Source organism: Domibacillus sp. A3M-37 (assembly GCF_024213455.1).
Taxonomy (GTDB): Bacteria; Bacillota; Bacilli; order Bacillales; family Domibacillaceae; genus Domibacillus; species Domibacillus tundrae.
The window spans coordinates 26,612-49,653 of the sequence record NZ_JANAVL010000007.1 but is presented as its reverse complement, the minus strand read 5'-3'; the positions used below and the strand labels follow the sequence as shown (position 1 = coordinate 49,653).

Here is a 23,042-nt window from a genome sequence, read left to right as displayed (position 1 = left end):
TACTTTAAGGAAATGAGGGGGAGCTCAATGTCAATGAAATCTATTTTTCAACAAGAAAATACATCTATTTATAACGTGAAAACAAATGCAGGAGGACCGATTGGGACGCTGCCATTAACCCCGCAAATGCTTGAAAACTCACCGAGCGGAGATCTTTTCGGCTGGACGCAAAATGTGGGCATGGGTTGGAAACCGCAAGATCTTTTAGGAGCGGAAGTGCTGATTCTGGGGACAAACGGCGGGCTTCGAGATGATAACGGAAATCCGTTGGCACTTGGCTACCATACAGGGCACTGGGAAATTGATTTGTTAATGAAAGCGGCTGCAGAAGAAATTAAAAGCCAGAAAGGCATCCCGTTTGCTGCGTTTGTTAGTGATCCGTGTGACGGGCGCTCGCAGGGAACGTTAGGCATGTTTGATTCATTTCCTTACCGGAATGATGCGGCTATGGTATTCCGTCGCCTGATCCGTTCATTGCCAACACGCCAGGCTGTTGTGGGAGTCGCAACCTGTGATAAAGGCTTGCCGGCAATGATAATAGCGCTTGCAGGTACACATGATTTGCCAACCGTGATCGTGCCAGGAGGTGTGACGCTTCCGCCTACGAATGGGGAAGATGCTGGGAAAATCCAAACCATCGGAGCGCGGTATGCAAACAAAGAAATTACTCTCCAGGAAGCATCTGAACTCGGCTGTCGGTCATGCGCAACGTCTGGCGGAGGCTGCCAGTTTTTAGGGACAGCAGGTACCGCTCAAGTTGTCGCTGAAGCACTGGGCATGGCGGTTACACACGCGGCGTTAGCCCCTTCCGGCCAGAGAATATGGGCAGAAATGGCGAAGCAGTCGGCGCGTGCTGCATTGGAAATGGAAAAAAATAACGTAACAACAAAAGATATTTTAACGGACAAAGCGATTGAAAATGCGATGACGCTGCATGCGGCATTTGGCGGTTCGACGAATTTGCTTCTTCATATCCCGGCGATTGCGTTTGCGGCCAACTGCAAAATTCCGACAGTGGAAGACTGGGTGAGAATCAATAACCGAACGCCTCGTCTAGTGAATGTATTGCCAAATGGACCTGACAGTCATTCAACGGTGCGTTTGTTCCTTGCCGGAGGTGTTCCGGAAGTGATGCTTCACTTACGTAAACTGGGCCTTCTGCACGAAGATGTATTAACGGTTACAGGAAATACGCTCGGTGAAAATTTAGATTGGTGGGAAAAGTCAGAACGACGCGCTGCGTTAAGAAAGCGTTTACTTGAAGCGGACGGCATTTCGCCGGATGAAGTCATTATGAGTCCTGAAAAAGCGAAAGAAAGAGGACTTACTTCAACCGTTACTTTCCCAACAGGCAACCTCGCGCCGGAAGGGTCGGTTATTAAATCCACTTCTATTGATCCATCGGTTATTGATGAAGACGGTGTGTATCGACATACAGGCCATGCGAAAGTGTTTACATCTGAAAAGTCAGCTATCCAGGCCATTAAAACGGGCGGCATTGAAGCCGGCGATATTATGGTCGTCATGGGAGGCGGCCCGCTTGGAACCGGGATGGAAGAAACATATCAATTAACATCAGCGCTCAAATATTTGCCGTTCGGAAAGTATGTTTCACTCATCACCGATGCCCGCTTCTCCGGTGTTTCCACAGGTGCCTGCATTGGACATGTCGGACCGGAAGCTTTAGCCGATGGACCAATCGGAAAAGTGCGGGATGGGGATGTAATCGAGATTGCTGTGGACTGCCGAAACTTGGAAGGAACGGTTAATTTCATTGGCACGAAAACCGAACGGTATTCACCGGAAAAAGCGGTTCAAGTTTTGGCTGAACGCCCGCGTCATGAAGATGTGAAGCCAAATCCGAATCTGCCGGATGATACTCGTCTTTGGGCAGCTCTTCAATCTGTGAGTGGCGGTACGTGGCGGGGAAGTGTGTATGACACAGACCGGATTATTGAAGTGCTCGAAGCCGGCATGAAAGCGCTGGCGGGCAAAACGGAGAAGTTCGTTTCAGAATAATGAAGGAGTGTTTATATGACTGACATTATCAATCCTATTTTGCCGGGCTTCCACCCGGACCCATCGATTATAAGAGTAGAAGGCAACTATTATATCGCCACTTCTACATTTGAATGGTTTCCCGGCGTTCAGCTCTTCCATTCAAAAGATCTGGTTCATTGGCGGCAACTTCCTGCCCATTAATGCGGGAGTCGCAAATAAACATGGTCGGCGACATCGATTCCAGCGGTGTGTGGGCTCCTTGCTTAAGTTATTCAGACGGGCTGTTTTATTTAATTTACACAGATGTGAAAAGCCGAATGGGAGCGTTTAAAGATACCCATAACTACATGATAACCGCTGAAAACATTGAAGGCCCCTGGTTCGAACCAGTCTATTTGAACAGCAGCAGCTTTGATCCATCTCTTTTTCATGAAGAAAATGGAACGAAGTTGCTCGTCAACATGATTTGGGATTTCCGCAAAGGAAAAAATTCATTTGCGGGCATCGCGCTTCAAGAATAATCGGTACAGGAAAAAAAGCTTATCGGTCCTGTGAAAAATATTTTTAAAGGGTCCAAACTCGGGCTGACGGAAGCACCCCATATTTATAAGAGGAATGGCTATTATTATTTACTAACGGCTGAAGGGGGAATGTGGTATACGCACGCTGTGACAGTGGCGCGGTCCCAATCCTTGGCCGACCCGTATGAGCTGGATCCAGCGAACCCGATTTTAACGTCCAATGAGGAAGAGAAGCAGCAGCTCCAAAAAGCAGGCCACGGCAGCTTAGTAGAAACACAAAACGGCGACTGGTACATGGCTCACTTATGCGGACGTCCCGTGGTGGGTAAAAAATGCATATTAGGCCGCGAAACCGCTTTGCAGAAATGTTACTGGACAGACGATGGCTGGCTTCGCATTCAGGGCGGTCCGAATCCGCAAACGATCGTCGAAGCACCCAGCTTGCCGCCGCATCCTTTTGAACAGGAAAGCAATAAGGATGATTTTACCGGTGAAACACTGAAACATTACTGGAGCTCGTTAAGAAGAACGTTTACAGACGAATGGATTTCATTATCCGACCGGCCCGGGTACCTCAGGCTGACAGGCGGAGAATCGATGCAGTCTATTCACCGTCAAAGCCGTCTAACCAGAAGATTAGAAGATATGCAGGTGGAAATCGAAACAGCGGTGGAAATGGATCCGGAACATTTTCAGCAAATGGCCGGGCTGATTGTGTATTACGATACCGACGATTATGTGTATCTGCGGGTCACGCATCATGAAGAAACCGGCAAATGCTTAGGGATTATCGAATCAAAGAATGGAAAATATGATGAATTATTGGATGAAGGTATTCCGCTGACGTCTTCTTCAGCAAAATTAAAAGCGGAGATTCAAAACGAATGGCTGCATTTTTATTTTGCTAAAAACAATCATGAATGGCAAAAAGTCGGGGGTCCAATCGATATCGGCCACTTGTCGGATGACGATGCGGATTATATCCGGTTTACCGGCACATTTGTCGGCATATGCGCACAGGATTTAAGCGGACAGAAAAAGAACAGTTATTTTGATTATTTTGATTACCGGAAAATTAGTCGTACAGCTCCTTCATTAACACATAAGAGCTAGTTTAATATAAACTGCATTTCCGATTATCAGGATGGAGGGACAGTTTTTATATGGAGCCGGTTAAAGCAATGGGCGCAAAGAAACCCCTTTGACACTTACTGTCAAAGGGGTTTCCATTACCATAATTTATAACCTTTTGAACCGAGCGGACCGCCGTTTAAGATGTCCATCACCGGAATGGTGTACGCGATTAAAATAAGTGCGACGAGCACTGTAATCCAAATTTTCCAATTTTCCAGCACCACTGGGGTTTTCTCGGCGCCTTCTGCCACGTCCGCAACCGGGAATTCTTCATCTCCCTTTGGCGCAAACCAGGCGAGGTTTGCGAAAATAATCAATACAAGAATAATGCCTAAAAATAAGATGGTGCCGCCAACCGCCTGCGCAATTTGATACGGGATCCATTCCAATGCCTGCGCTGCATCCCCATAGGCGGAGAAAGACGAACGGCGCGGCGCACCAAGCAGGCCAACCCAATGCATGGCACCCGACGTAATCGTCATGCCAAACGCCCACGTGAACGCCTGGATGATCGCCAGTGTATTCATTTGCGGCGTCAGCACACGGCCGGTTAAATGTGGAATCAGCCAATAGGCAAAGCCGAAAAAGGTTAATAAAACGGTTGTCGCCACCGTTAAGTGAAAACGGCCGGTTACCCAGATCGTATTATGGACAACCTGGTTCATTTGGTGAGAGGCATTAATAATCCCGCCTGCTCCCGCCGGAATAAACGCAGCCATGCCAATAAACGGCACGAGGAAACGAGCATCACCCCATGGCAGCTTACGGAACCAGCCGAACAGGCCTTTTCCGCCAAGCTCCCGGCCGCGTGTTTCAAACATGGCAAACATGCTGAAGGCGGTCATAAGAGATAGAATAATCACCATAAACGTCAGCACGACCTGTAAAAACTTCCATAATGCGCTGATGCCTGGTTCGGTCAGCTGGTGGTGAAAGCCAACTGGAATCGAGAATAAAAGAAATAAAATAAACGATAGGCGGGCGAGTGAATCCGAGAAAATTTTGCCGCCGATAATTTTTGGCACAATCGCATACCATGCCATATAAGCAGGCAGCAGCCAGAAATAAACAAGCGCGTGGCCAAAATACCAAAACAATGTACGGGTAATCAGTACATCCACCCGTGCAATGAGCCCGAGGGACCAAGGAAGCAGTTGAAGCAGCACTTCAGAGGCAACACCAAGCGTTGCGACAAACCACATAACCGAGTTCACAACCGCCATAAACGTTAAGAGCGGCGACGTCTGTCCTTTGTTTGCTTTGCGCCATTGTACATAACGAGCCACCTGCGCAAAACCGACAAGCCAGCTGCCAACGACCACAAATGTCAGCCCCAGATAGAAAATCCAGTGAGCCTGAAGCGGTGCGTAAAACGTATAAAGAACAGTCGCTTCATTAAGTAAAATCATCGTAGCGGCCATCGTAGTGCCAAGTGTCATAAGCCAGAAGCCAATCCAGGCGGCCATCCGCTGTTTCGCTGAGAACGCGCCGGCTGTCCGGCTTACGACCGCATACTGAAAGCCCATGATAAAAAAGGTGGTTAAAACGAGGCCGAGCATAACACCGTGAACCGTCAATACCTGATAATAGCCGATATTGGCCGGGAGCTCAAAGCGGCCGGAGCGGACAAATACTTGCAACAGTCCCATTAATCCGCCAACCGCAAGCGCTAAAAAGGCAACGTACATGTGCGCCATTGCGACGCGCGCATCTTTATGATTAACCCTAAGTATGGATTGCGTATTCATTCGTCCCCCACCAGCTTAATCATCGATTTCATCGTATGGTGACCAGTGCCGCAATATTCGTTGCACAGCACGAGAAATTCACCAGTTTTGTTCAATGTTGTGACGTATTCGCTTATATAGCCTGGTTCGAGCATCATGTTAATATTAGTGCCGGCAACTTCAAAGCCGTGAACCACATCTTTTGTTGTCGCGATAATCTTTACTCTAGAGCCGACCGGAATTTCTGCTTCAACCGGTGCGTAATAAAAGGCGGATGCCACAACGACAAGTTCATACTCCCATTCTTTGCCCGCCACTTTTTTCAGTCCCGGTTCATTAAACGGGGCAATTTTATCCACTTGCTCATAATTAATGGTTTTCACAGAACTGGGCGGCTGGTGTTCTTGATGGAACGCGCCTATCCCGATTACGACAAGAAACACAACGAGTGCTCCCGTGCCGAAAGTGAGCCACCACTTTTCATAACGGTGTAAATGCATAGTTGATCCTCCTCTAAATTAAAAACGACCAGCAAAAATGGAAAAGACAACAAGCCACGTTGCAATAATAAAAATGCCTAAACCAAAAACCGAATACAATGTGCCTTTTAATTGATCGCCTTCATCCTCTGTTTTATGTTTGCGTTTTTCTGAAGCCATCCCCATGCCCCCTTTCCGAGATGCTTTGTTCGTTAGCACTATCTTAACCGTGTAAAAAAATGATTCTGTGAGAAAAATCACAAATATAATGCTTTATGTGAAAAAAGTGTGAAAAAGGATAGGGACTATAATTAACGAATAATCTAAAAAAAAAGATTAATAATGTTCGTGTTTTATATTGATTTTTTCGATCAGTATGCTATTATAATGACTATCAATTAAACATTATTCACTCATATAATCGCGGGGATTGGCCTGCAAGTTTCTACCGGAACACCGTAAATGATCCGACTATGAGTGAACAAGAGAACGGATTTTTTCTGTTCGCGCCTGAAGGCATTGTTCATTCTTTTTTTTGAACGCTATGCTTCAGGCTTTTTTTGTGCCTGAAGACGAATCAGAGGAGGAAATACAATGAAACGTCTGCATGAAAAAATGGAACAGGAAGGCCGTGTGTTGTCAAAGCACGTCTTAAAAGTAGATTCATTTTTAAATCATCAAATTGACCCACAGTTAATGAAGGAAATTGGCGAAACGTTTGCTGAGCTGTTTCAAGAAGCCGGCATTACGAAAATCTTGACACTTGAATCAAGCGGCATTGCACCATCGGTTATGACCGGTCTTGTGCTGGGCGTCCCAGTTGTCTTTGCGCGCAAACGCCAATCACTGACCATGACTGACGACTTGCTAACAGCGGACGTGTACTCGTTTACGAAAGAAACAACAAACCGCATTGCCGTATCCAAATCATTTTTAACGGAAAATGACAAGGTATTAATTATTGATGACTTTTTGGCGAATGGCCAGGCGGCACTTGGTCTCATAAACATTGTCAAACAAGCGGGCAGCGAGATCGCCGGCATTGGCATCGTCATTGAAAAGTCCTTCCAGGATGGACGGTCACTGCTCCAAAAAGAAGGAATCCGCGTTGAATCGCTTGCACGGATCCATTCGCTTCAAGATGGGCAAATCCAGTTTAAAGCGGAGGTGCCACAGTGAACCAGAATCAGTTGAAAACAGCGTCGCTCGGCATCCAGCACGTTCTTGCGATGTATGCAGGTGCCGTGATTGTCCCGCTTATTGTCGGCGCGGCAGTCGGCATGACATCCGCTCAATTAACGTATCTTGTCTCTATTGATATTTTCATGTGCGGTATTGCGACACTATTACAAGTGTATCGAGGCAAATGGATTGGCATCGGCTTGCCGGTCGTGCTTGGCTGTACGTTTACCGCTGTCAGTCCAATGATTGCGATCGGTGCGGCACAGGGCATTTCAGCGATTTATGGCGCCATTATCGCGTCCGGTATATTTGTGCTATTGATCGCTCCGTTTTTTAGCCGGCTCGTTCGCTTTTTCCCGCCAGTCGTAACGGGGTCCGTTGTTACAATTATTGGCGTGACACTCATTCCGGTGGCAATGAACAATATGGGCGGTGGTCAAGGCAGTCCCGATTTCGGTTCGGCTGAAAATGTCACACTTGCCTTTGCTACGCTGGCTATTATTATTGTCATGTACCGGTTTTTTGACGGGTTTGCCCGGTCGATTTCGGTGCTGCTCGGTTTATTGATCGGCACGATGATTGCGTTTTTTATGGGGAAAGTTGACATGTCAGCTGTAGTGGATGCTTCTTGGTTCCACCTCGTTCAGCCATTTTACTTCGGGATTCCGACGTTTGAATGGACAGGTGTCTTAACGATGATTCTGGTTGCGATGGTCAGTCTCGTTGAATCAACGGGTGTGTATTTTGCAATTTCCGATATTTGCGATGAAGAGGTGACAGAGAAAGATCTGGCAAAAGGATACCGCGCAGAAGGACTGGCGATTGTGCTCGGCGGCATCTTTAATGCATTTCCGTACACAGCGTTTTCGCAAAACGTTGGGCTGATGCAGCTGTCCGGCGTGAAATCACGGAGCGTTATTTTTTACACAGCCGGCTTTTTGATTGTGCTGGGCCTCGTGCCGAAAATCGGCGCGTTCACAACGATTATTCCAGCGAGTGTGCTGGGCGGCGCGATGGTGGCGATGTTCGGGATGGTCGTCGCGCAGGGCATTAAAATGCTTAGCCGCGTCGATATGAACGCACAGGAAAACTTGCTCATTATCGCCTGTTCGGTCGGCCTTGGTCTCGGTGTTACCGTTGTGCCGGATTTATTCGCAGGACTGCCAGGCGGCATTCAAATTTTAACGGGCAACGGCATCGTGGCCGGAAGTGTCACCGCGATTGTGTTGAATATTGTTTTTAATGAATTGGGCCGGAAAAAAGCAGCGGCTGCGGCCGTGAAAAACCAGGCTTCGTAACACAAAAAGGATGTCTCCGTCATGGAGACATCCTTTTAATTTTCCTGCAGAACAGGAATGGTCTGCTTACCGATAAGCGTGCCGTACTTGTCGTAAGCAAGAAATGTTCCTTCATGTTGTAAATAGAGGGGATCGATTTCGGTCCTATCTTTTTTTAAGGCAAAATAATGCTGGCCCCTGTATATCAAATCGTAATCAATGGTCCCATCCAAGGAGTGGAATCGCAGTACGACCCGCTCTACTTCACTACATGCTTCATCGATAAATGTATCCATATAAAACGTATCGCTGGTCATCCGCAGAGACGGGGAAGCGAACACCGTTCCAGACGGTGAACAGCCAAGGTAAAGTTCTCCGCATGACAACTCATTTAAAATTGTCTGGTAAGCGGTGCTGATCTCGCTGCTTTTTTCAACATGAAAATAGCGTCCGCCGGTTTCTTGAGCTACTTTTTGTAAAAGTGCTTCATTCAGCTGCTTTTTTGATCCGAGGCCGATTGTATAAACAGTGATGCCTTGATTCCTGGCTTGCTCTATTTTGGCCAAAACCTGGCGTTCATTTGATTTTCCGTCAGTTACGAGAATCGCTACTTTGTTGGTGCCCGTAAATCGGCTGAACGCTTCATCCATGCCGTCCGCGATATTTGTGCCGCCCGATTGGAAGACACTTTCTAAGCTAGGGCTAACTATATTCCAACTGTAAGGACCGTTTAAATACCTGCCTTTATTATTAAAGTCTACGGCGATATTATCCGATGCATTTAACGTTTGCATCAATTCCCGTGACTTAGACACCCGTTGCCGTTCCGGATCGCTTCGTTTCATGCTGTCGGATGAATCGATAATAAAGGCGACTTCTAAATCATCCCGCATGCATCCTGTAATAGTAGAAAGGCCGGGGTCATAAAAAATCGATGTACTGTGTCTTGACGACTTAATTTCGCTGTTAACAGCGGGGTACCTTGAATCCGATTGGATCAATTCCGCATAAATCGTGTCTTCAACTGGCGAAGAAGAAGACAGAGAAGTGACCCATGTGGACGCGGTCCCATTTGAAAAAGAAACGTCACTTGTTGACAGAAGGGCTCCTTTTGCCGAATAAAACCGAACTCGTCCATTATAATCCCAGACGGGCTGGCCGCCTGGCTGAAAGATTTTAGCTGTCACGTATGCAGTTGAACTGCCATTTGCTGCAATCGTCGATTGGCTAGAAGACACTTGCAGCTCGGCTTTTGCCGTATACGCTAAATCAACAGTAACCGGAGTGCGGTAGCACGCCATTTTATCGTTTGTGCCTGTCTCGTACGGCAGCTGGAATGAAATGGTGTCACTTTTCACAGTTGTTGAAGCGGGAGCTGTTACTTTCACCGTTAAGTCCGGTCCGTCCGTTTGTACATATGCGGAAGTTGAAGCAGCTGTAGTAAAGTCTAGTTCTTTCCAATGATCATATTGGCGAGGTTGTCCGCTTGAAACAAATCCCCCCGCTTTTGACGAAGAGTGAAAAGAAATCGATTCTTCATATGAAATCGGATTTCCATAGCAATCTTTCAGTGACAATGTGATGAATGTTGAATCCAAACCGTTTGCGATCAAGGTTGGTTTTTCAATGTCGGCTGCTTGAATACGTGAATCTGTGACCGGCCCTGTTGTAGGCGGGGTCGTATCATCATCTTCTGGTTTTGGAAAAACAACCGTTCCTTCAGGCAGAAAATGGGCAGGCAGCGGATATTTGCTGTTGTCTTTCCCAGAGGCGCTTTCTGTGAGACCTTTCATTTGGCATTGGCCCTGTCCTGCGAGACGGTGCAGGAAAACAGCCGCTTCCGCTCGAGTTAACGATTGGCCCGCTCCGTAGTCTACATAATTTTTAACGCCTGTTTTTCCACTCGATAACTGCTTAATGTACATGTATTGGACAGCGTGTTCCTGATTTAAATCAAATCCGTGAAAAGCGGCCACAATTCGGGCAACTTGTCCACGTGAAACAGGCTGGTCGCGAAGTTTTGTGTTGTCATACCCTTTTAGAGGGATGTTTTTGCTTTTTGCATAGGCATATTCCGAAGCGGCCCAGTGGCGGTCACCCGGTTTGCTTTTCGACCAGGAGGAATTCGAGCAGTCGTACCGGCTCAGCATGACAATAAACTCTGATTCAGTCAGCGTTCGTTTCGGACCGAATGTTCCGTTTGAGTAACCCGATATAACTTTATTATTATAGGCCCACTCAATCGATTTATAAGCCCAATGATTCGAGTTGATATCGGAAAAAGGAACAGCTGCCTGTCCAAAGCTCGGCCATACAAGCCCCAGCATGAAAAAGAGAAGCAAAAGAACCATTCGTTTCGTTTTAATTAATACGTTCATAAAAGCCATCCTTTTCACTTATTGAAAAAATAACATATCATCACGGTAGTTTTGCTTTAAATCTTTTTCCAAGAAATGAAGGAACCGGATGGTTAAAGCAGATGCTTCCGCTCTTGTCATCGTCTTTGTTGGGTTGAAGCGGTTATTTAAGTCGCCATAGACGAGCCCGATTTCTGTGGCTACATAAGCACTGTCTTTTGCCCATTTCGGAATAGAAGAATCATCAACATAGCCGGTATGGTAGCCAGGGTCCGGCGCACGGTGTTCAAGACCGAGTGCACGGACTAAAATAGCAACGGCTTCGGCACGAGTAAGTGCACTGTTCGGCTTGAATTGTGTCGCGCTGACTCCTTTTGAGATCCCTTTTGCATAGGCGCTTTCAATATACAAATAGTCTTTTTCTTGCGGATCAAGATCAGCAAAAATAGCGGTTCTCGGTGTTTTTTGCTTTTTCGGCTGTTCCAGCACACGTATATCTGCTGCTTTCATGACACCGACAATAAACGGATAGCGGTTCATTTGTGTGCCTGGTGAGAAAAACGAGCTTGAATCATCAAATACGCCGAGTGCGTACAGCTGTTCAATATTTTCTTTTGACCAATGGCCGTTTAAGTCACGGAATTTCGGAACGATCAGCCGTTCAATAAGCGGAACCATTTCCTGGCCGACATGAACGGTTTTTTCAATACTGCTGCCGGGGAGAGTATACGCATATTCACCAATCATGGATTGCTCGCTAATACGTGCATATCCGCCGGTAAAGCTGGACAGGGCCGGATCATGCGGCTCATACTGCAAAAATTTTGTTTTGCTGTCAGATACTTTGCTCGTCACGAAAAAAGTACCGGCTGCTGATTCGAGTTCATAATCAATGATTTGGGTTTCAGTCGCTCCCCAGAAATTTTCATAGCCGACATTTTTGCCGCTGAAATGAATAGTGACAAGGCTATCGTTGCTTTTTAATTTGTACGTTTTCCGCCCTGCAACGTTTCCAGAATAATAATCAGAGGCAGGTCGATTGTCAGCAACGGTTCCTTGAGAAAGCTGATAATCATCGAGTGTATACGACTCATTGCCTATAGTGACTTTTTCAGAATAGCTTTTCACCGATGTTTGCGAAGTCGTCTGTCCTTTTTCCGACTGTTCGTTTATGTCGGTAACGAAAGAAACGTTCCGGGTTAATTTATCTTTTGGATTCATTATGCTTGTTAACATATACCGGTACGTCTCCGTCCGTTGTGTGGCTGTTTCACGTTCAGAAACAGTCATTTTGCCGCTGAATTTCACAGGCGCTCCGGAAACAAATACATATTCTTCATACGTATATTCATTATTGACCCCGCCGTTAAAATCGGGCGGAGCTGCCATACTTGCTCCGGAAAAAAGAATTGAGGCGGCCAAAGTCACCACAAAGGCTGCTGCAAAAGTAATAAGTTTGTTCATCATAAAATCCTTTCATCTAAAAAAGTTCATTAATTGACGAGAATAATGCGGCCTTTTACGACAGATTCATGGACGATATACAGACGGTCTCCCATATTTAATTCTTCCGCTGAAATAACATGTCCATCGCGGATAAACGTCGTTTGTTCGATATTCATGTTTGAAATATTGCCAGTCTGTTCCCAAACGCCAGTTTGCGATTGGCTGACATTGCGGACTGTTAAAATTGTTTTGGCATTATTAATTGCTTCTAATCGACCAACGGAAACAAGCTGGGCAGCCGGCGTATTCTCATTTATTAGGTGCATACCGATAATTTCATTGTCTGCCACGTAAAAGTAACCGTAAGAATCGAGATACTCTTTTACTTCGTCTTGCTGTGGCACAATTTTAAGTACACCACGGGCATAGTCTCTGACTGCCGCTGTATCATTGCTGAATGAAAGAGAAGGGCTAGCAACAGTCGACCATTTATTTCCCTTTAACTCGCTCGTATCCGTGATTGTCAGATTGTAGCCATTTGTCCGGCTGATCCGGCCAAAATAAAGCGTGTGATTGACAAGATTCGGGCTTTGGAAGCCGTCATTCGTAATATGAATAACGTTGGCGTATTCACTTTTTTGACGTCCATCCGTCACGACAAAAGCGGATCCTTTAAATGGAAGGCTGTTTGCATCGACCATTCGTCCATTTCGAATGAGAATCGTTCCGTTATGGTAAGAAACAGAACCTGATTTTTGCAGGCCCAGCCGTTTTTGAGAAAGGTTGACGGAAGACATTGGTTCATAAAAGGTCCGCTCATTGCTTTTCCTAATAACGATTCGTTCCACGACTTCTTTGTTGAATTGACGTACGGTAACAAAATAAGCTTCATTATTTTGATAATAACGGGCTTTATCAATGGCAATCGGCTGATTACCGACATAAATCGGCGTTTTTGCTGTGTATGTATAGCTTTTCTGGGTGGAAGGGCTCTTGTCCCACTTCCAGTCTTTAAACGTCGTTTCATTTTTAACTGTCAGCTTGCGGCGAATCGGATCAATCGTTTGAATCGTTCCTTTTGCTAAACGTTCTATTTTAATTCCTTGTGTGTTCACGTCAATGGATTGTATGTAGGAAGAATTATAGGAAAAGAAGGTAAGCTTTGCCCGGTCTCCTTCATATAAAACACTTAAATCAACAAGCGTTGTTCCTTTAAAAACCTCTGTTTGATTATTTAGGTAGTATGTTTTTGACTGGCCGTTATCAAAACGGATAGAAAGAAAAGCGCCATTCGGATCGATTCGGTTAATGGTGCCCGTCACCACTTTATCCCGGGTGTCAATGGCGCCGGGTGAAGAAAAAGACTGGCCGCTCATCGTTTTAATAAGGCGAAGGTTGACGGTCGCTTCAACCAGCATCCCTGTTTTAAAGGCATCAATAGTAACGCCGATGGAATTAATGGAGAGAGCAGCTGTTGAATCAATAGCCAATGTCGTAATTTTCCCTTGTTCGTTTTGAATCATCACACCGGTCAGTCGTTTTTCACTTGTTTCATCATCAATTTGTACGTATTCATACACGGCTTCAACAAATGTTCCTTTGACAACAGAAGCAGCACTGGCTGGCTGGGCGAGCAGGCCATTTACGGCAAGGCAAATCAAGAGACTGTAAAAAGCCCCGAAAAATAAACGCATGCAAAATTCCTCCAAAATATTAAATGATAATGACTAAATAAATAGTATATAAGAATTATATCGACTCCTTTTTTAAAAAATGAAGGTGTCTTAGATTGTTTTTCATAGAAATACAAAATTAATCCAAAGATAATAAATAGTTCTAATGGCTTGGTAAAAAAGTGCTGACATCTATTTGTTTTTCTTGTAAAATAAAAAGAAATAAGCGGGGGTGCCAAAATGGGCAATGTACAACAAGATCAAAACAGCATTGTAAAAGAAGTATTAAACTGTACGGTAGATGCGATGAAAGCCATCATCCCAGCAGAACTGACGGTCGGAAAATCAGCCGTGTTAAATGGTTCATTTGACCACCATGCAATTGGCGTGTTTATCGGGATTACCGGCGATTTGCCGGGCCGTATTATTTTAGATGGACCTGAAGATGCCTTTGCGAGCCTTGGCACAAAAATGTTCGGGATGCCAGTTGAAGGAGAAATGGTGGAATCATTTGCGGGAGAAGTTGTTAATATGATTGCCGGGAATATGAGTGTCGCGTTGTCTTCGAAAGGCATTAACATTGACATTACGCCGCCGACTATTATTGTCGGCGACTCGAAAATTTCAGGATTCAAACAGGCGATTGAACTGCCACTTTCATTTGAGGGGGCGGGAGACTATCGGCTTGTACTGAACATTGAAAAAGGTGCTTAAAAAAGCACCTTTTTTTGTTGTTTTCTTTTGTAAAAGGTGGTACGATACAGTTGAGGATGAAAATTATTATCAATTACGAAAGAAGGCGTTTCGCATGGTTTGGTTGTTTGTTACTGCAACAGTGGTCACGTATGGCGGCGTCATGAAATATGTGCTGGATCATACAGCAAAAGGAAATAAAGCGCTTGTCTTGAAGAAATAATGTCCAAAGGATACAGAGAACCGGAATTTTTCCGAGCCACTGTATCCTTTTTTATTGTCCCGAAATCGTATACAATAAAAAAAAAGCTTTGCATCAAAGGGGATGACATGTATGGAAACGCAAACAGCCGAGCGGACGCTCCAATTGATCCGTTCTCGGACCGCCGTGTTATACGAACAATTTATACATAATGGAGATACAGAACGTGCTGAAAAAGCAACATTGTTTCTTCGAAAGCTGTATGACAATGAATTTATCGTCGCGTTTTGCGGCCACTTTTCGGCAGGCAAATCGACGATGATTAATGAACTGACGGGCGAAACGCTTTTGCCGTCAAGTCCAATTCCAACGAGCGCAAATGTGGTGAAAATTAAGCCGGCCGGGCAAGATTTCGCAAAAATTCATTACCATCATGGGCGGCCGCTTCTTTTTAAAGCGCCATATGAAATTGACCACGTGAAAAAGTTTGCGAAAGACGGCGATGAAGTGGCGTCCATTGAAATTGGCCACGCCGGCTCAAGTCTGCCGCCGGATGTGACGGTCATGGATACGCCGGGGGTAGATTCCACCGATGACGCCCACCGTATATCCACTGAATCTGCCCTTCATTTAGCGGATATGGTTTTTTATGTGATGGATTACAATCACGTGCAGTCCGAACTGAATTTTATTTACACGAAAGAGCTTTTGTCTCATGGCGTGAAGCTGTATTTAATCATTAATCAAGTAGATAAGCACAAGGATGAAGAATTGTCATTTGACGCATTTCGTCAGTCGGTAAAAGAGTCCTTTGCGACATGGAATGTCGAGCCGGAAGCATTTTATTTTACGAGTTTGCGCAACCGCGAGCTGCCCTACAACGATTTTGAGGAAGTAAAAGAGCTGATTCATGAGAGCATGAAAAATCGTGACCAGTTATCTGAGCAGTCAGCAGAAACGATGATGAACCGGCTTGTGCACGAGCATATGGAGTGGCTTGCCGAGCAGCAAAAACAAACGACAGAGCCGCTCGAAGCGGTCGTTGCGGAAGCAGGCGCCTTGTCCATTGAAGAAAAAGAAGCGTCACTCCGTTCTGAAATGAACAAACGCGATGCATCCGTTTGGCTGAAACAGTATGACGAAAAGCGTGACGATGTGCTGAAAAACGCCATCTTAATGCCAGCGGCAACAAGAGAATTGGCACGCAGCTATTTGGAATCAACCCGGCCGGATTTTAAAGTCGGCATGTTATTTGCGAAAAAGAAAACGGAAGAAGAGCGGGAACATCGCTTGCAAGCGTTTGCGGCGGATTTAATAAAACAGGCAGAAGCACAGCTCGGATGGGCCATTCGCCAAATGAGCGCAGCCTGGATGAAGGAAAGCGGCCTTGATGATCCAGCGCTTGCCTTAAAAGCGGAGGAACTATCTGTACCGATCGACGCGTCTGTTGCAAAAGATGCTGTAAAACCGGGTGCGGGTGTCACTGGAGATGCTGTGTTAAATTATGCGGAAGATGTAGCCTCATTGATTAAAAAACGGGCGCGCACTGTATCTGAAAATTGGAAAGAGGAAGCGGCGCCAGCGTTGCGGGTACAATTTAACAGCGAGTTTGCGCTGTTTGAAACAGACCATCAAATATGGGCGAAGCGATTACAGGCGAAACAATCTCTTTTAGCACTGCAAGAAGAGCGAACGAAGCGCGAGCAAGCGTTGCGCCATATATTATCAGATGAAGATCCAGTGCTCCCGCGTGTGCTGCAGACGCTTAAAGAAAAATGGCAGGCAGAAGACGGCGAAGCGGTGTTGTATGATGGCGTCGAACAGTGGACAGCAGCAAGTCTGGAAAAAGTGGAGGACGTTGAAGTATCTGTGCCACTAGAAGCAGCGGGTGATGTAGAAGCAGTCGTGAACAGGCTGCGCCGAATGGCAGATCGCCTTCACGGTGTGCCAGGGTTCGCCCGGTTTATTGACGGCGCGGTTCAAAAAGCAGCTCGTCTTGAAAACCGGACATATACGATTGCTTTATTCGGTGCATTTTCGGCTGGAAAATCATCGTTCGCGAACGCACTGCTCGGTGAAAAAGTGCTGCCGGTATCGCCAAATCCTACAACGGCTGCTGTCAACCGCATTCATCCGGTTGACAGCGAACATGAACACCGGACTGCGGATGTCCATTTAAAGCCAGGCTCTGTGATGCTGGACGATGTAAATGCGTCCCTCGGGTTGTTTAACCGAAGCGCATCATCACTCGATGATGCTTTCGGGCTCGTGCCGGACGTTCTGGAAACGAATGAAGGAGAAGGAAAAGAAAAAATTCACTTGTCTTTTTTACGTGCGTTCCATGCCGGATATGATGACTATAGCGCGCACTCGGATAACACGATTCGAGTGGACCTTGAGACGTTTAAGCAATATGTAGCTGATGAAAAGAAAAGCTGCTTCGTTGATTCAATCGATTTATATTACGACTGCGACTTTACCCGTCTTGGCATTACGCTTGTTGATACACCGGGAGCGGATTCAATCAATGCGCGCCATACTGGTGTTGCGTTTGAATACATTAAAAATGCCGATGCGATCCTTTTTGTGACGTATTACAACCATGCATTTTCAAAAGCAGACCGAGAATTTTTAATACAGCTCGGCCGTGTGAAAGACGCGTTTGAACTCGATAAAATGTTTTTTATTATTAACGCGATTGACTTAGCCACTGATGAAGACGAGCTAGAAGACGTAAAAGCCTACGTTCGGGATCAGCTGCTGCAATATGGCATCCGGTTTCCAAGATTGCATGGGGTATCGAGCATGCTGGCGGTTCAGGAAGCCATGCGGGGCGAATGGGATCATCCCCAGTCCGGAATGAAGCAGTTTAAAGAACCATTCCGCTCGTTTTTAGCCCATGATTTAGCCCATATGGCGGTTCAATCGGCAGAAGCAGAAGCCGAGCGGGGCGTAAACCAGCTGGAAAAACTGATTACAGCGGCGAAAGAAAGCATTCATCAAGGGGAACAGAAAAAAGCAGAGCTTGAGGATAAGAGAAGCCGAATGATCACGGCCATTGACGCGGAAACAGTGGATGTGGAGAAAAAAAGGATGGCACAAGAGCTGGATGAACTCATTCATTATGTAAAACAGCGTGTGTTTTACCGGTTCTCCGACTTTTTCAAAGAATCGTTTAACCCGGCGACATTAAGCGGACAAAATGACGCAAGGCAGGTATTACAAAAAGCACTTGAGGAACTGTTGCACGCGGTTGGCTATGATTTGGCGCAGGAAATGCGGGCCACGTCGATACGGGTTGAAAATCACGGCGCCAAGCTTTTGCAGGACAAACAATCACGGCTTGCAAATAAAGCGGCAATGATTGAACCAGAATTGCTGCTGTCCGGTGTACAAATAGGGAAACTTGTCGTTCCTGACTTTGATACGGCATTTCAAGATGCGCCGCGTGAGTCTTTTTCTGGAACACTTGCTATCTTTAAAAACGCGAAAGCCTTTTTTGAAAAAAATGAAAAACAAGTGATGATGCAAAAGCTGCAGGAACAAATCGGAAAAATGGCAGATGAGTATTTAGCCGAACAAAAAGAGCAGCTTTTAACAAGTGCCTTCCATTTTATTGAAGAAGGAACGGCTGAGGTGAAAAAAGCGGTGTCGCTTGACGTAAACGAGCAATTTGACGCATGGCTTCTTGTATTTGAACAAAGCGGCAATATTGAGGAGTGGGAGCTGATTCTCCGTGACATCTCGTAAGTCGCGTTTTCACGCCTGCGCCACATGCCGTCATTTCCAGGCCGTCAAACTGCCGGAAAAAATGATGTACAGATGCCGCCGGCTCGGATTCGAAACGAATCCGGGCTACCGGTTTGACTGCTGGGACCCGAAAGAACAGGTGGAAAAATTAATGGAAAAGGAGCGATTGGATGATCGTCACAACAGATTGGCTGAATGAAAAAATAGAACAAGTTGTTGTTTTTGACTGCCGGTTTAATTTAGCTGATCCGGCAGAAGGAGCGGCATTATATGAACATAGCCATATTCCTGGTGCTTATTATGCTCATTTGGATCACCACTTATCCGGTGAAAAAGGAAAAGGTGGCGGCCGTCATCCGCTGCCAGATATGAATGTGTTTGGAGCGTTTATGGAAAGCTGCGGTGTATCGGATGACACGATAGTCGTTGCGTATGATGACGGCGTGTCGATGTTTGCCGGACGGCTTTGGTGGCTTTTAACGTATGCGGGGCACAAAAATGTCTGCATAGTAGATGGAGGGTTTTCCGCTTGGATGAAAGAAGGTTTACCTGTTACCGCAGAACGTCCAGAACGTCGTACAGGCCAACTAACGCTTCATCTTCAGCACAGCATGATTGCGACAGTCGACGAAGTCGCGGCTGGAAACACGCTGTTAATGGATTCGCGCGCACCAGAGCGTTATTTGGGTGAAACCGAACCGCTTGACCGTGTGCCGGGCCACATTCCTGGTGCGATCAATCGATTTTTTGCAGAAGCGATGGAAAACGGCAGATGGAAACCTGCCTCTGAACAGAAAAAGCGCTTTACCGGCATCCAAGCCGATGAACCGGTCATTGTATACTGCGGGTCCGGTGTGTCCGCCACGCCAAATATTATCGCACTGAAGCAAGCGGGTTACAACAATGTAAAATTATATCCGGGCAGCTACAGTGACTGGTCAAATGACAAGTCGCGCCCGATTGAAACAGAAAGGCGAGATATTCATGACGAATGAAAAATTATTACTTGTGGACGGAATGGCCCTTCTGTTCCGTTCATTTTTTCAAACCGCTCCAAGCGGCCGGTTTATGATCAATGAACGAGGGGTGCCGACAAATGCCGTACAAGGGCTGATCCGCCATTTGTTTGCGGCAGCGGATCAAATTCAGCCGACACACATTACTGTCTGCTGGGATATGGGAAAAGATACATTCCGGACCGACATGTTTGATTCGTATAAAGCACATCGCCCGGCACCGCCGGTTGAGCTCGTGCCGCAGTTTGATTTGGCCCAGGAAGCGACGGCCGCGTTTTCTCTTCATAACGCAGGCGTGAAAAATTATGAAGCAGATGACTGTATCGGCACCATTTCAAAATGGACAAAAGGCATTGAAACATACATCTTGACGGGTGACCGGGATTTATTACAGCTGCTGAATGGCCATAATTTTGTTTGGCTTTTGCAGACGGGCTACGGCAATTGGAAGTCATATGACGCGGCCTTGTTTCGCGAGGAATATGGCATTGAACCTGAGCAATTTCATTATGTAAAAGCGCTCATGGGCGATGCAGCGGACGGATATCCAGGCGTAAAAGGCATTGGTGAAAAAACAGCGCTTAAGCTTATTCGCGAGTTTGGAACGACAGATGGCGTGTTAGAAGGGCTTAGTCAATTAACCCCATCTGTTCAAAAAAAGCTCATCGATGGAGAAGAGATGCTCCGGATGTCGGAAAAATTAGCGGAAATTCATTGTGATGTCCCCCTGGAATGGACGATGGAAAAAGCGGTTTTTACCGGTGCAAATGAAAAGGCGCTTTCGTTTATTGAAAGGAACGGAATGAAAGGTTTGTCACGTTTTGCCCGCCATACAGGTTATGTCGAAGTGGATCCTTTTGGAATTGAATAGGAGAAAATAACTACATACCATTGGCAATGAAAGACAAATTATGTCATAATAAAACGGTTTTAATGGCCTGCTCCAACAGGAAGAGAGTAAAGGGATGAAAAGGTGGAATATTTTAGGGGTTATTGGCATAACCTTATTAACAATCGCACTTGATTTATGGTTTATTCAAGGACGGCATGTGCCTCTTATTTGGGCGCTGCTTATCATTCCATGCCTGATGCTTATTCATACATACCCAACATGGAGAGCGGCCATTTCTCTTGGTTTGCTTTTTTCTGCCATTAAATACGGCATTGAATTGACGATCGGCCACTGGTCCACGGAGGAATCCATTTATTTGATCAGCGGCTCGCTTATGAATGCCGCTATTTTTTATACAGCCGCATTTTTCCGTGTGCGCTATGAGGAAGTGCTCGGCGAATTAAAAAAACTGACGTATATAGATCCGTTAACCGGGTTACATAATCGGCGATTTTTTGAAGAACATATGACAGAGTCCCTTAAGCAGTCTGCACAAAAACAAAGCACAATTTTACTCATCCTGCTTGATTTGGATCATTTTAAAAAAGTAAACGACACATATGGCCATGTATGCGGGGATCTTGTGTTAAAAGAAACGGGAGAAGCCATTCGCCGAAACATCCGTACGACCGATGCAGTCGTGCGTCTCGGCGGAGAAGAATTTGCTCTCATCAGCCAAGACATCACAATGAAAGATGGGATCGTCATGGTCGACCGGATCATTCGAGAGGTTGAACAGTTACATGTTATCTACAAAGAAAAAGCGGTGCCGGTTACAATCAGCGCGGGCATCGCTATTCATGAAGGAGAGACAAGTGAGGCGTTTATCGATAAAGCGGACCGGGCATTATATGAAGCAAAACGTTCCGGACGCAATCGGCTGGTTGTCTCTTAGCGATTAGCCCGGATCGCGTTTTTCGCTTCCTGATCGGCCTTGTTTTGCTTCGAGGGAATCCATTTCACAAAAAAAAGTGGAAACTCGTCCGCCAGCGTTAAAATCGTTTGAAGAAGCGGCTTATAGACCGGCTTGTGAATATATTCTTTTTCAATTGCAGCAACGACTGTTTGTGAATCGCTTCTCAGTGAAATCGTCTGGGCGCCCCGTTCTTTACATAGCTCCAGCGCTTTAATGACAGCTGTAAATTCGGCTTCGTGCGTATCCATTTCGCCAAGCGGGATGGAAAAGCGCTCTATTTTGCCGTCCCAGCGAATCACAATGCCCGCTCCTGCTCGTCCTGGGTCGCCGGTAGACGCCCCGTCTGTATATACTTCAAACATATCGATTCCCCCGATCTTTTCTTTCTTATTTTAAAGAATGGAGGCAGCGAAATGCAAATGACAATCCGTTTTATTTATGACTTTAAAGGCGTGAAGACAGCGTTCACGTCAGATCCGACAGACCGGCAGCTCGTGTTGAAAACAACGGATGACTTGCTGAAAACGGGTCGCGTAAAAGAAATCGCCGTAATCGATGAGCTTGGTCAGGAATGGACGCTGAAAGAATTTAAAAAACTAAACGAACAGCTGGACGAAGAACCAGAAAAAATTACTGTCTTATTTGATGGCGGGTTTGATGTGGAGTCAAATCGGGCTGGCGTCGGAACCGCAATTTATTATTCAAAAGGCGGCAAGCGGTACCGGTTGCGTGAAAATGCCCACTTTGACGGCCTTGAGTCCAACAACGAATCAGAGTATGCGGCGCTTTATTTTGCCATGCAAAAACTTGAAGAACTTGGTGTCAAAGGTCAGCCTGTCACCATTACGGGGGACTCCCTAACCGTATTAAATCAGCTCGGTGGCGACTGGCCATGTTATGAAGAAAGCCATGCCCGATTTCTTGCACGGATCGAAGAAAAATTCGCTGCTATGCGAATTAAGCCACTTTACAAACCCGTTGATAGAAGGCACAATAAAGAAGCTGACCAGCTTGCGCGGCAAGCACTTCTTGGCACAGCGATCTCAAGCCATACTGAGATCGGGACTTAAAGTGAAAGGTAGGTGCCACGTTTTGAGCCGAACTCAATTTTTGCTCGAAGTGGAAAATCTATTGAATACGTACTGCAAAGACTGCCTCGTCAAAAGCACGTTGCGTAAAGAAAAAGGCAAAATTGCTGCCCATAAATTTTGCATTACCGAATGTACCGTCGGGGAAAAATTAAAAAAGTACGGAGATAAGTTTTCTTAAGCCGGCCGCCGCCCGGCTTTTTCCTTGTTTGCAAAGAGCAGTTATAGTACACTTTTAATGATGAGAATGTCAGGAGGAATATCCTTATGCCGACACCGAGTATGGAGGATTACATAGAACAGATTTATTTGCTGATTGATATGAAAGGATACGCACGTGTATCGGATATTGCGGGTGCGCTTTCGGTCCATCCCTCAAGCGTGACGAAAATGGTCCAGAAGCTCGATAAAGACGAGTACCTCGTCTATGAGCGATATCGCGGGCTCGTGTTAACGGCAAAAGGGCAAAAGATCGGCCAGCGTCTTGTGGAGCGGCACGATTTGCTTGAGCGGTTTCTGTCGGTGATCGGAGTGGAGGAATCACATATTTACGAAGATGTAGAAGGAATTGAACATCATTTAAGTTCCGATTCCATTAACCGGATCGCGGACTTGATTGAATATTTTGAAGAAGATCCGGCACGTGTTGACGCGCTGAAAAAAGTAAATGAGCGAAACAAAGAATGAA

Annotated in this window: 19 protein-coding genes, 1 pseudogene and 1 riboswitch; of the genes and pseudogenes, 13 read left to right on the top strand and 7 right to left on the bottom strand. The window is 46.0% G+C overall.

Features of this window, described 5'->3' with window-relative positions; all coding sequences use genetic code 11:
* Positions 1–27 precede the first annotated feature (27 nt).
* The gene (locus NLX67_RS12250) at positions 28–2,019 is read left to right on the top strand and encodes a YjhG/YagF family D-xylonate dehydratase (RefSeq protein ID WP_254311933.1); all 1,992 of its coding nucleotides are present in this window, start codon (positions 28–30) and stop codon (positions 2,017–2,019) included.
* Between the two features lie 15 nt (positions 2,020–2,034).
* Positions 2,035–3,635, top strand: a pseudogene (locus NLX67_RS12245) (glycoside hydrolase family 43 protein).
* Positions 3,636–3,751: 116 nt separating this feature from the next.
* On the opposite strand, the gene NLX67_RS12240 reads toward NLX67_RS12245, so the two are convergent.
* The 3 genes from NLX67_RS12240 to NLX67_RS12230 are packed head-to-tail and all read right to left on the bottom strand — an operon-like array spanning position 3,752 to position 6,042.
* Positions 3,752–5,404: a b(o/a)3-type cytochrome-c oxidase subunit 1 gene (locus NLX67_RS12240; protein WP_254311932.1), complete on the bottom strand. Its 1,653-nt coding sequence runs from the start codon at positions 5,402–5,404 to the stop codon at positions 3,752–3,754.
* Positions 5,401–5,883 (bottom strand): cupredoxin domain-containing protein, encoded by a 483-nt coding sequence (locus NLX67_RS12235; RefSeq protein ID WP_254311931.1) that lies wholly within the window; start codon positions 5,881–5,883, stop codon positions 5,401–5,403. The genes NLX67_RS12240 and NLX67_RS12235 overlap by 4 nt, the downstream gene beginning before the upstream one ends.
* Positions 5,884–5,901: 18 nt before the next feature.
* A complete protein-coding gene (locus NLX67_RS12230) occupies positions 5,902–6,042 on the bottom strand; it encodes a hypothetical protein (RefSeq protein WP_172645579.1) in 141 nt (46 codons plus the stop codon).
* 213 nt (positions 6,043–6,255) lie between these two features.
* Positions 6,256–6,356, top strand: a riboswitch (purine riboswitch).
* Between the two features lie 100 nt (positions 6,357–6,456).
* Here NLX67_RS12230 and NLX67_RS12225 point away from each other — a divergent pair.
* Entirely contained in the window at positions 6,457–7,041 is a 585-nt protein-coding gene (locus NLX67_RS12225; protein ID WP_254311930.1) for a xanthine phosphoribosyltransferase, read from the top strand.
* Positions 7,038–8,342 (top strand): nucleobase:cation symporter-2 family protein, encoded by a 1,305-nt coding sequence (locus NLX67_RS12220; RefSeq protein WP_309143131.1) that lies wholly within the window; start codon positions 7,038–7,040, stop codon positions 8,340–8,342. Before NLX67_RS12225 ends, NLX67_RS12220 begins: the two co-directional genes overlap by 4 nt.
* Positions 8,343–8,377: 35 nt before the next feature.
* Here the strand turns inward: NLX67_RS12220 and NLX67_RS12215 are convergent, their stop codons facing one another.
* Genes NLX67_RS12215 through NLX67_RS12205 form a run of 3 tightly spaced genes read right to left on the bottom strand, consistent with a single transcriptional unit; the run spans position 8,378 to position 13,818 of the window.
* Positions 8,378–10,699 carry a VWA domain-containing protein gene (locus NLX67_RS12215; RefSeq protein WP_254311929.1) on the bottom strand — a complete coding sequence of 774 codons (2,322 nt, stop codon included), beginning with the start codon at positions 10,697–10,699 and terminating at the stop codon, positions 8,378–8,380.
* An 18-nt stretch (positions 10,700–10,717) separates the two neighbouring features.
* Positions 10,718–12,145 (bottom strand): S-layer homology domain-containing protein, encoded by a 1,428-nt coding sequence (locus tag NLX67_RS12210; RefSeq protein ID WP_254311928.1) that lies wholly within the window; start codon positions 12,143–12,145, stop codon positions 10,718–10,720.
* Between the two features lie 26 nt (positions 12,146–12,171).
* Positions 12,172–13,818 carry a hypothetical protein gene (locus NLX67_RS12205; protein WP_254311927.1) on the bottom strand — a complete coding sequence of 549 codons (1,647 nt, stop codon included), beginning with the start codon at positions 13,816–13,818 and terminating at the stop codon, positions 12,172–12,174.
* A gap of 219 nt (positions 13,819–14,037) precedes the next feature.
* Between NLX67_RS12205 and NLX67_RS12200 the strand changes: the two genes are divergently transcribed.
* From NLX67_RS12200 to NLX67_RS12175, 6 genes are all read left to right on the top strand, one after another.
* Positions 14,038–14,511, top strand: a complete 474-nt coding sequence (locus NLX67_RS12200) for a chemotaxis protein CheX (protein WP_254311926.1) — start codon at positions 14,038–14,040, stop codon at positions 14,509–14,511.
* Positions 14,512–14,824: 313 nt separating this feature from the next.
* The gene (locus tag NLX67_RS12195; protein WP_254311925.1) at positions 14,825–18,442 is read left to right on the top strand and encodes a dynamin family protein; all 3,618 of its coding nucleotides are present in this window, start codon (positions 14,825–14,827) and stop codon (positions 18,440–18,442) included.
* Complete coding sequence (locus NLX67_RS12190) at positions 18,429–18,641, top strand: hypothetical protein (protein ID WP_254311924.1); 213 nt, start codon at positions 18,429–18,431, stop codon at positions 18,639–18,641. Before NLX67_RS12195 ends, NLX67_RS12190 begins: the two co-directional genes overlap by 14 nt.
* Positions 18,613–19,437: a sulfurtransferase gene (locus tag NLX67_RS12185; RefSeq protein ID WP_254311923.1), complete on the top strand. Its 825-nt coding sequence runs from the start codon at positions 18,613–18,615 to the stop codon at positions 19,435–19,437. Before NLX67_RS12190 ends, NLX67_RS12185 begins: the two co-directional genes overlap by 29 nt.
* Complete coding sequence (locus NLX67_RS12180) at positions 19,427–20,329, top strand: 5'-3' exonuclease (RefSeq protein ID WP_046180560.1); 903 nt, start codon at positions 19,427–19,429, stop codon at positions 20,327–20,329. The genes NLX67_RS12185 and NLX67_RS12180 overlap by 11 nt, the downstream gene beginning before the upstream one ends.
* Before the next feature lie 94 nt (positions 20,330–20,423).
* Positions 20,424–21,245 (top strand): GGDEF domain-containing protein, encoded by an 822-nt coding sequence (locus NLX67_RS12175; RefSeq protein ID WP_254311922.1) that lies wholly within the window; start codon positions 20,424–20,426, stop codon positions 21,243–21,245.
* On the opposite strand, the gene NLX67_RS12170 is transcribed toward NLX67_RS12175, so the two are convergent.
* Positions 21,242–21,628, bottom strand: a complete 387-nt coding sequence (locus NLX67_RS12170) for a ribonuclease HI family protein (protein ID WP_254311921.1) — start codon at positions 21,626–21,628, stop codon at positions 21,242–21,244. The genes NLX67_RS12175 and NLX67_RS12170 overlap by 4 nt on opposite strands.
* Positions 21,629–21,679: 51 nt before the next feature.
* Here NLX67_RS12170 and NLX67_RS12165 point away from each other — a divergent pair, with 51 nt between their 5' ends.
* From NLX67_RS12165 to mntR, 3 genes are all read left to right on the top strand, one after another.
* The gene (locus tag NLX67_RS12165; protein ID WP_254311920.1) at positions 21,680–22,336 is read left to right on the top strand and encodes a reverse transcriptase-like protein; all 657 of its coding nucleotides are present in this window, start codon (positions 21,680–21,682) and stop codon (positions 22,334–22,336) included.
* A 1-nt stretch (position 22,337) separates the two neighbouring features.
* Complete coding sequence (locus NLX67_RS12160) at positions 22,338–22,535, top strand: zinc-finger domain-containing protein (protein ID WP_375143376.1); 198 nt, start codon at positions 22,338–22,340, stop codon at positions 22,533–22,535.
* An 86-nt stretch (positions 22,536–22,621) separates the two neighbouring features.
* Positions 22,622–23,041 carry a transcriptional regulator MntR gene (gene mntR, locus NLX67_RS12155; RefSeq protein WP_254311919.1) on the top strand — a complete coding sequence of 140 codons (420 nt, stop codon included), beginning with the start codon at positions 22,622–22,624 and terminating at the stop codon, positions 23,039–23,041.
* The last annotated feature ends 1 nt before the right edge of the window (position 23,042 follow it).

What these genes read in the sequence shown, in the direction of transcription:
- NLX67_RS12170 (WP_254311921.1), bottom strand. Translation starts at nt 21,628, where the DNA reads ATGTTTGAAGTATATACAGACGGGGCGTCTACCGGCGACCCAGGACGA.
- NLX67_RS12165 (WP_254311920.1), top strand. Translation starts at nt 21,680, where the DNA reads ATGCAAATGACAATCCGTTTTATTTATGACTTTAAAGGCGTGAAGACA.
- NLX67_RS12185 (WP_254311923.1), top strand. Translation starts at nt 18,613, where the DNA reads ATGATCGTCACAACAGATTGGCTGAATGAAAAAATAGAACAAGTTGTT.
- NLX67_RS12225 (WP_254311930.1), top strand. Translation starts at nt 6,457, where the DNA reads ATGAAACGTCTGCATGAAAAAATGGAACAGGAAGGCCGTGTGTTGTCA.
- NLX67_RS12210 (WP_254311928.1), bottom strand. Translation starts at nt 12,145, where the DNA reads ATGATGAACAAACTTATTACTTTTGCAGCAGCCTTTGTGGTGACTTTG.
- NLX67_RS12175 (WP_254311922.1), top strand. Translation starts at nt 20,424, where the DNA reads ATGAAAAGGTGGAATATTTTAGGGGTTATTGGCATAACCTTATTAACA.
- NLX67_RS12180 (WP_046180560.1), top strand. Translation starts at nt 19,427, where the DNA reads ATGACGAATGAAAAATTATTACTTGTGGACGGAATGGCCCTTCTGTTC.
- mntR (WP_254311919.1), top strand. Translation starts at nt 22,622, where the DNA reads ATGCCGACACCGAGTATGGAGGATTACATAGAACAGATTTATTTGCTG.
- NLX67_RS12200 (WP_254311926.1), top strand. Translation starts at nt 14,038, where the DNA reads ATGGGCAATGTACAACAAGATCAAAACAGCATTGTAAAAGAAGTATTA.
- NLX67_RS12195 (WP_254311925.1), top strand. Translation starts at nt 14,825, where the DNA reads ATGGAAACGCAAACAGCCGAGCGGACGCTCCAATTGATCCGTTCTCGG.
- NLX67_RS12205 (WP_254311927.1), bottom strand. Translation starts at nt 13,818, where the DNA reads ATGCGTTTATTTTTCGGGGCTTTTTACAGTCTCTTGATTTGCCTTGCC.
- NLX67_RS12240 (WP_254311932.1), bottom strand. Translation starts at nt 5,404, where the DNA reads ATGAATACGCAATCCATACTTAGGGTTAATCATAAAGATGCGCGCGTC.
- NLX67_RS12230 (WP_172645579.1), bottom strand. Translation starts at nt 6,042, where the DNA reads ATGGCTTCAGAAAAACGCAAACATAAAACAGAGGATGAAGGCGATCAA.
- NLX67_RS12250 (WP_254311933.1), top strand. Translation starts at nt 28, where the DNA reads ATGTCAATGAAATCTATTTTTCAACAAGAAAATACATCTATTTATAAC.
- NLX67_RS12235 (WP_254311931.1), bottom strand. Translation starts at nt 5,883, where the DNA reads ATGCATTTACACCGTTATGAAAAGTGGTGGCTCACTTTCGGCACGGGA.
- NLX67_RS12215 (WP_254311929.1), bottom strand. Translation starts at nt 10,699, where the DNA reads ATGAACGTATTAATTAAAACGAAACGAATGGTTCTTTTGCTTCTCTTT.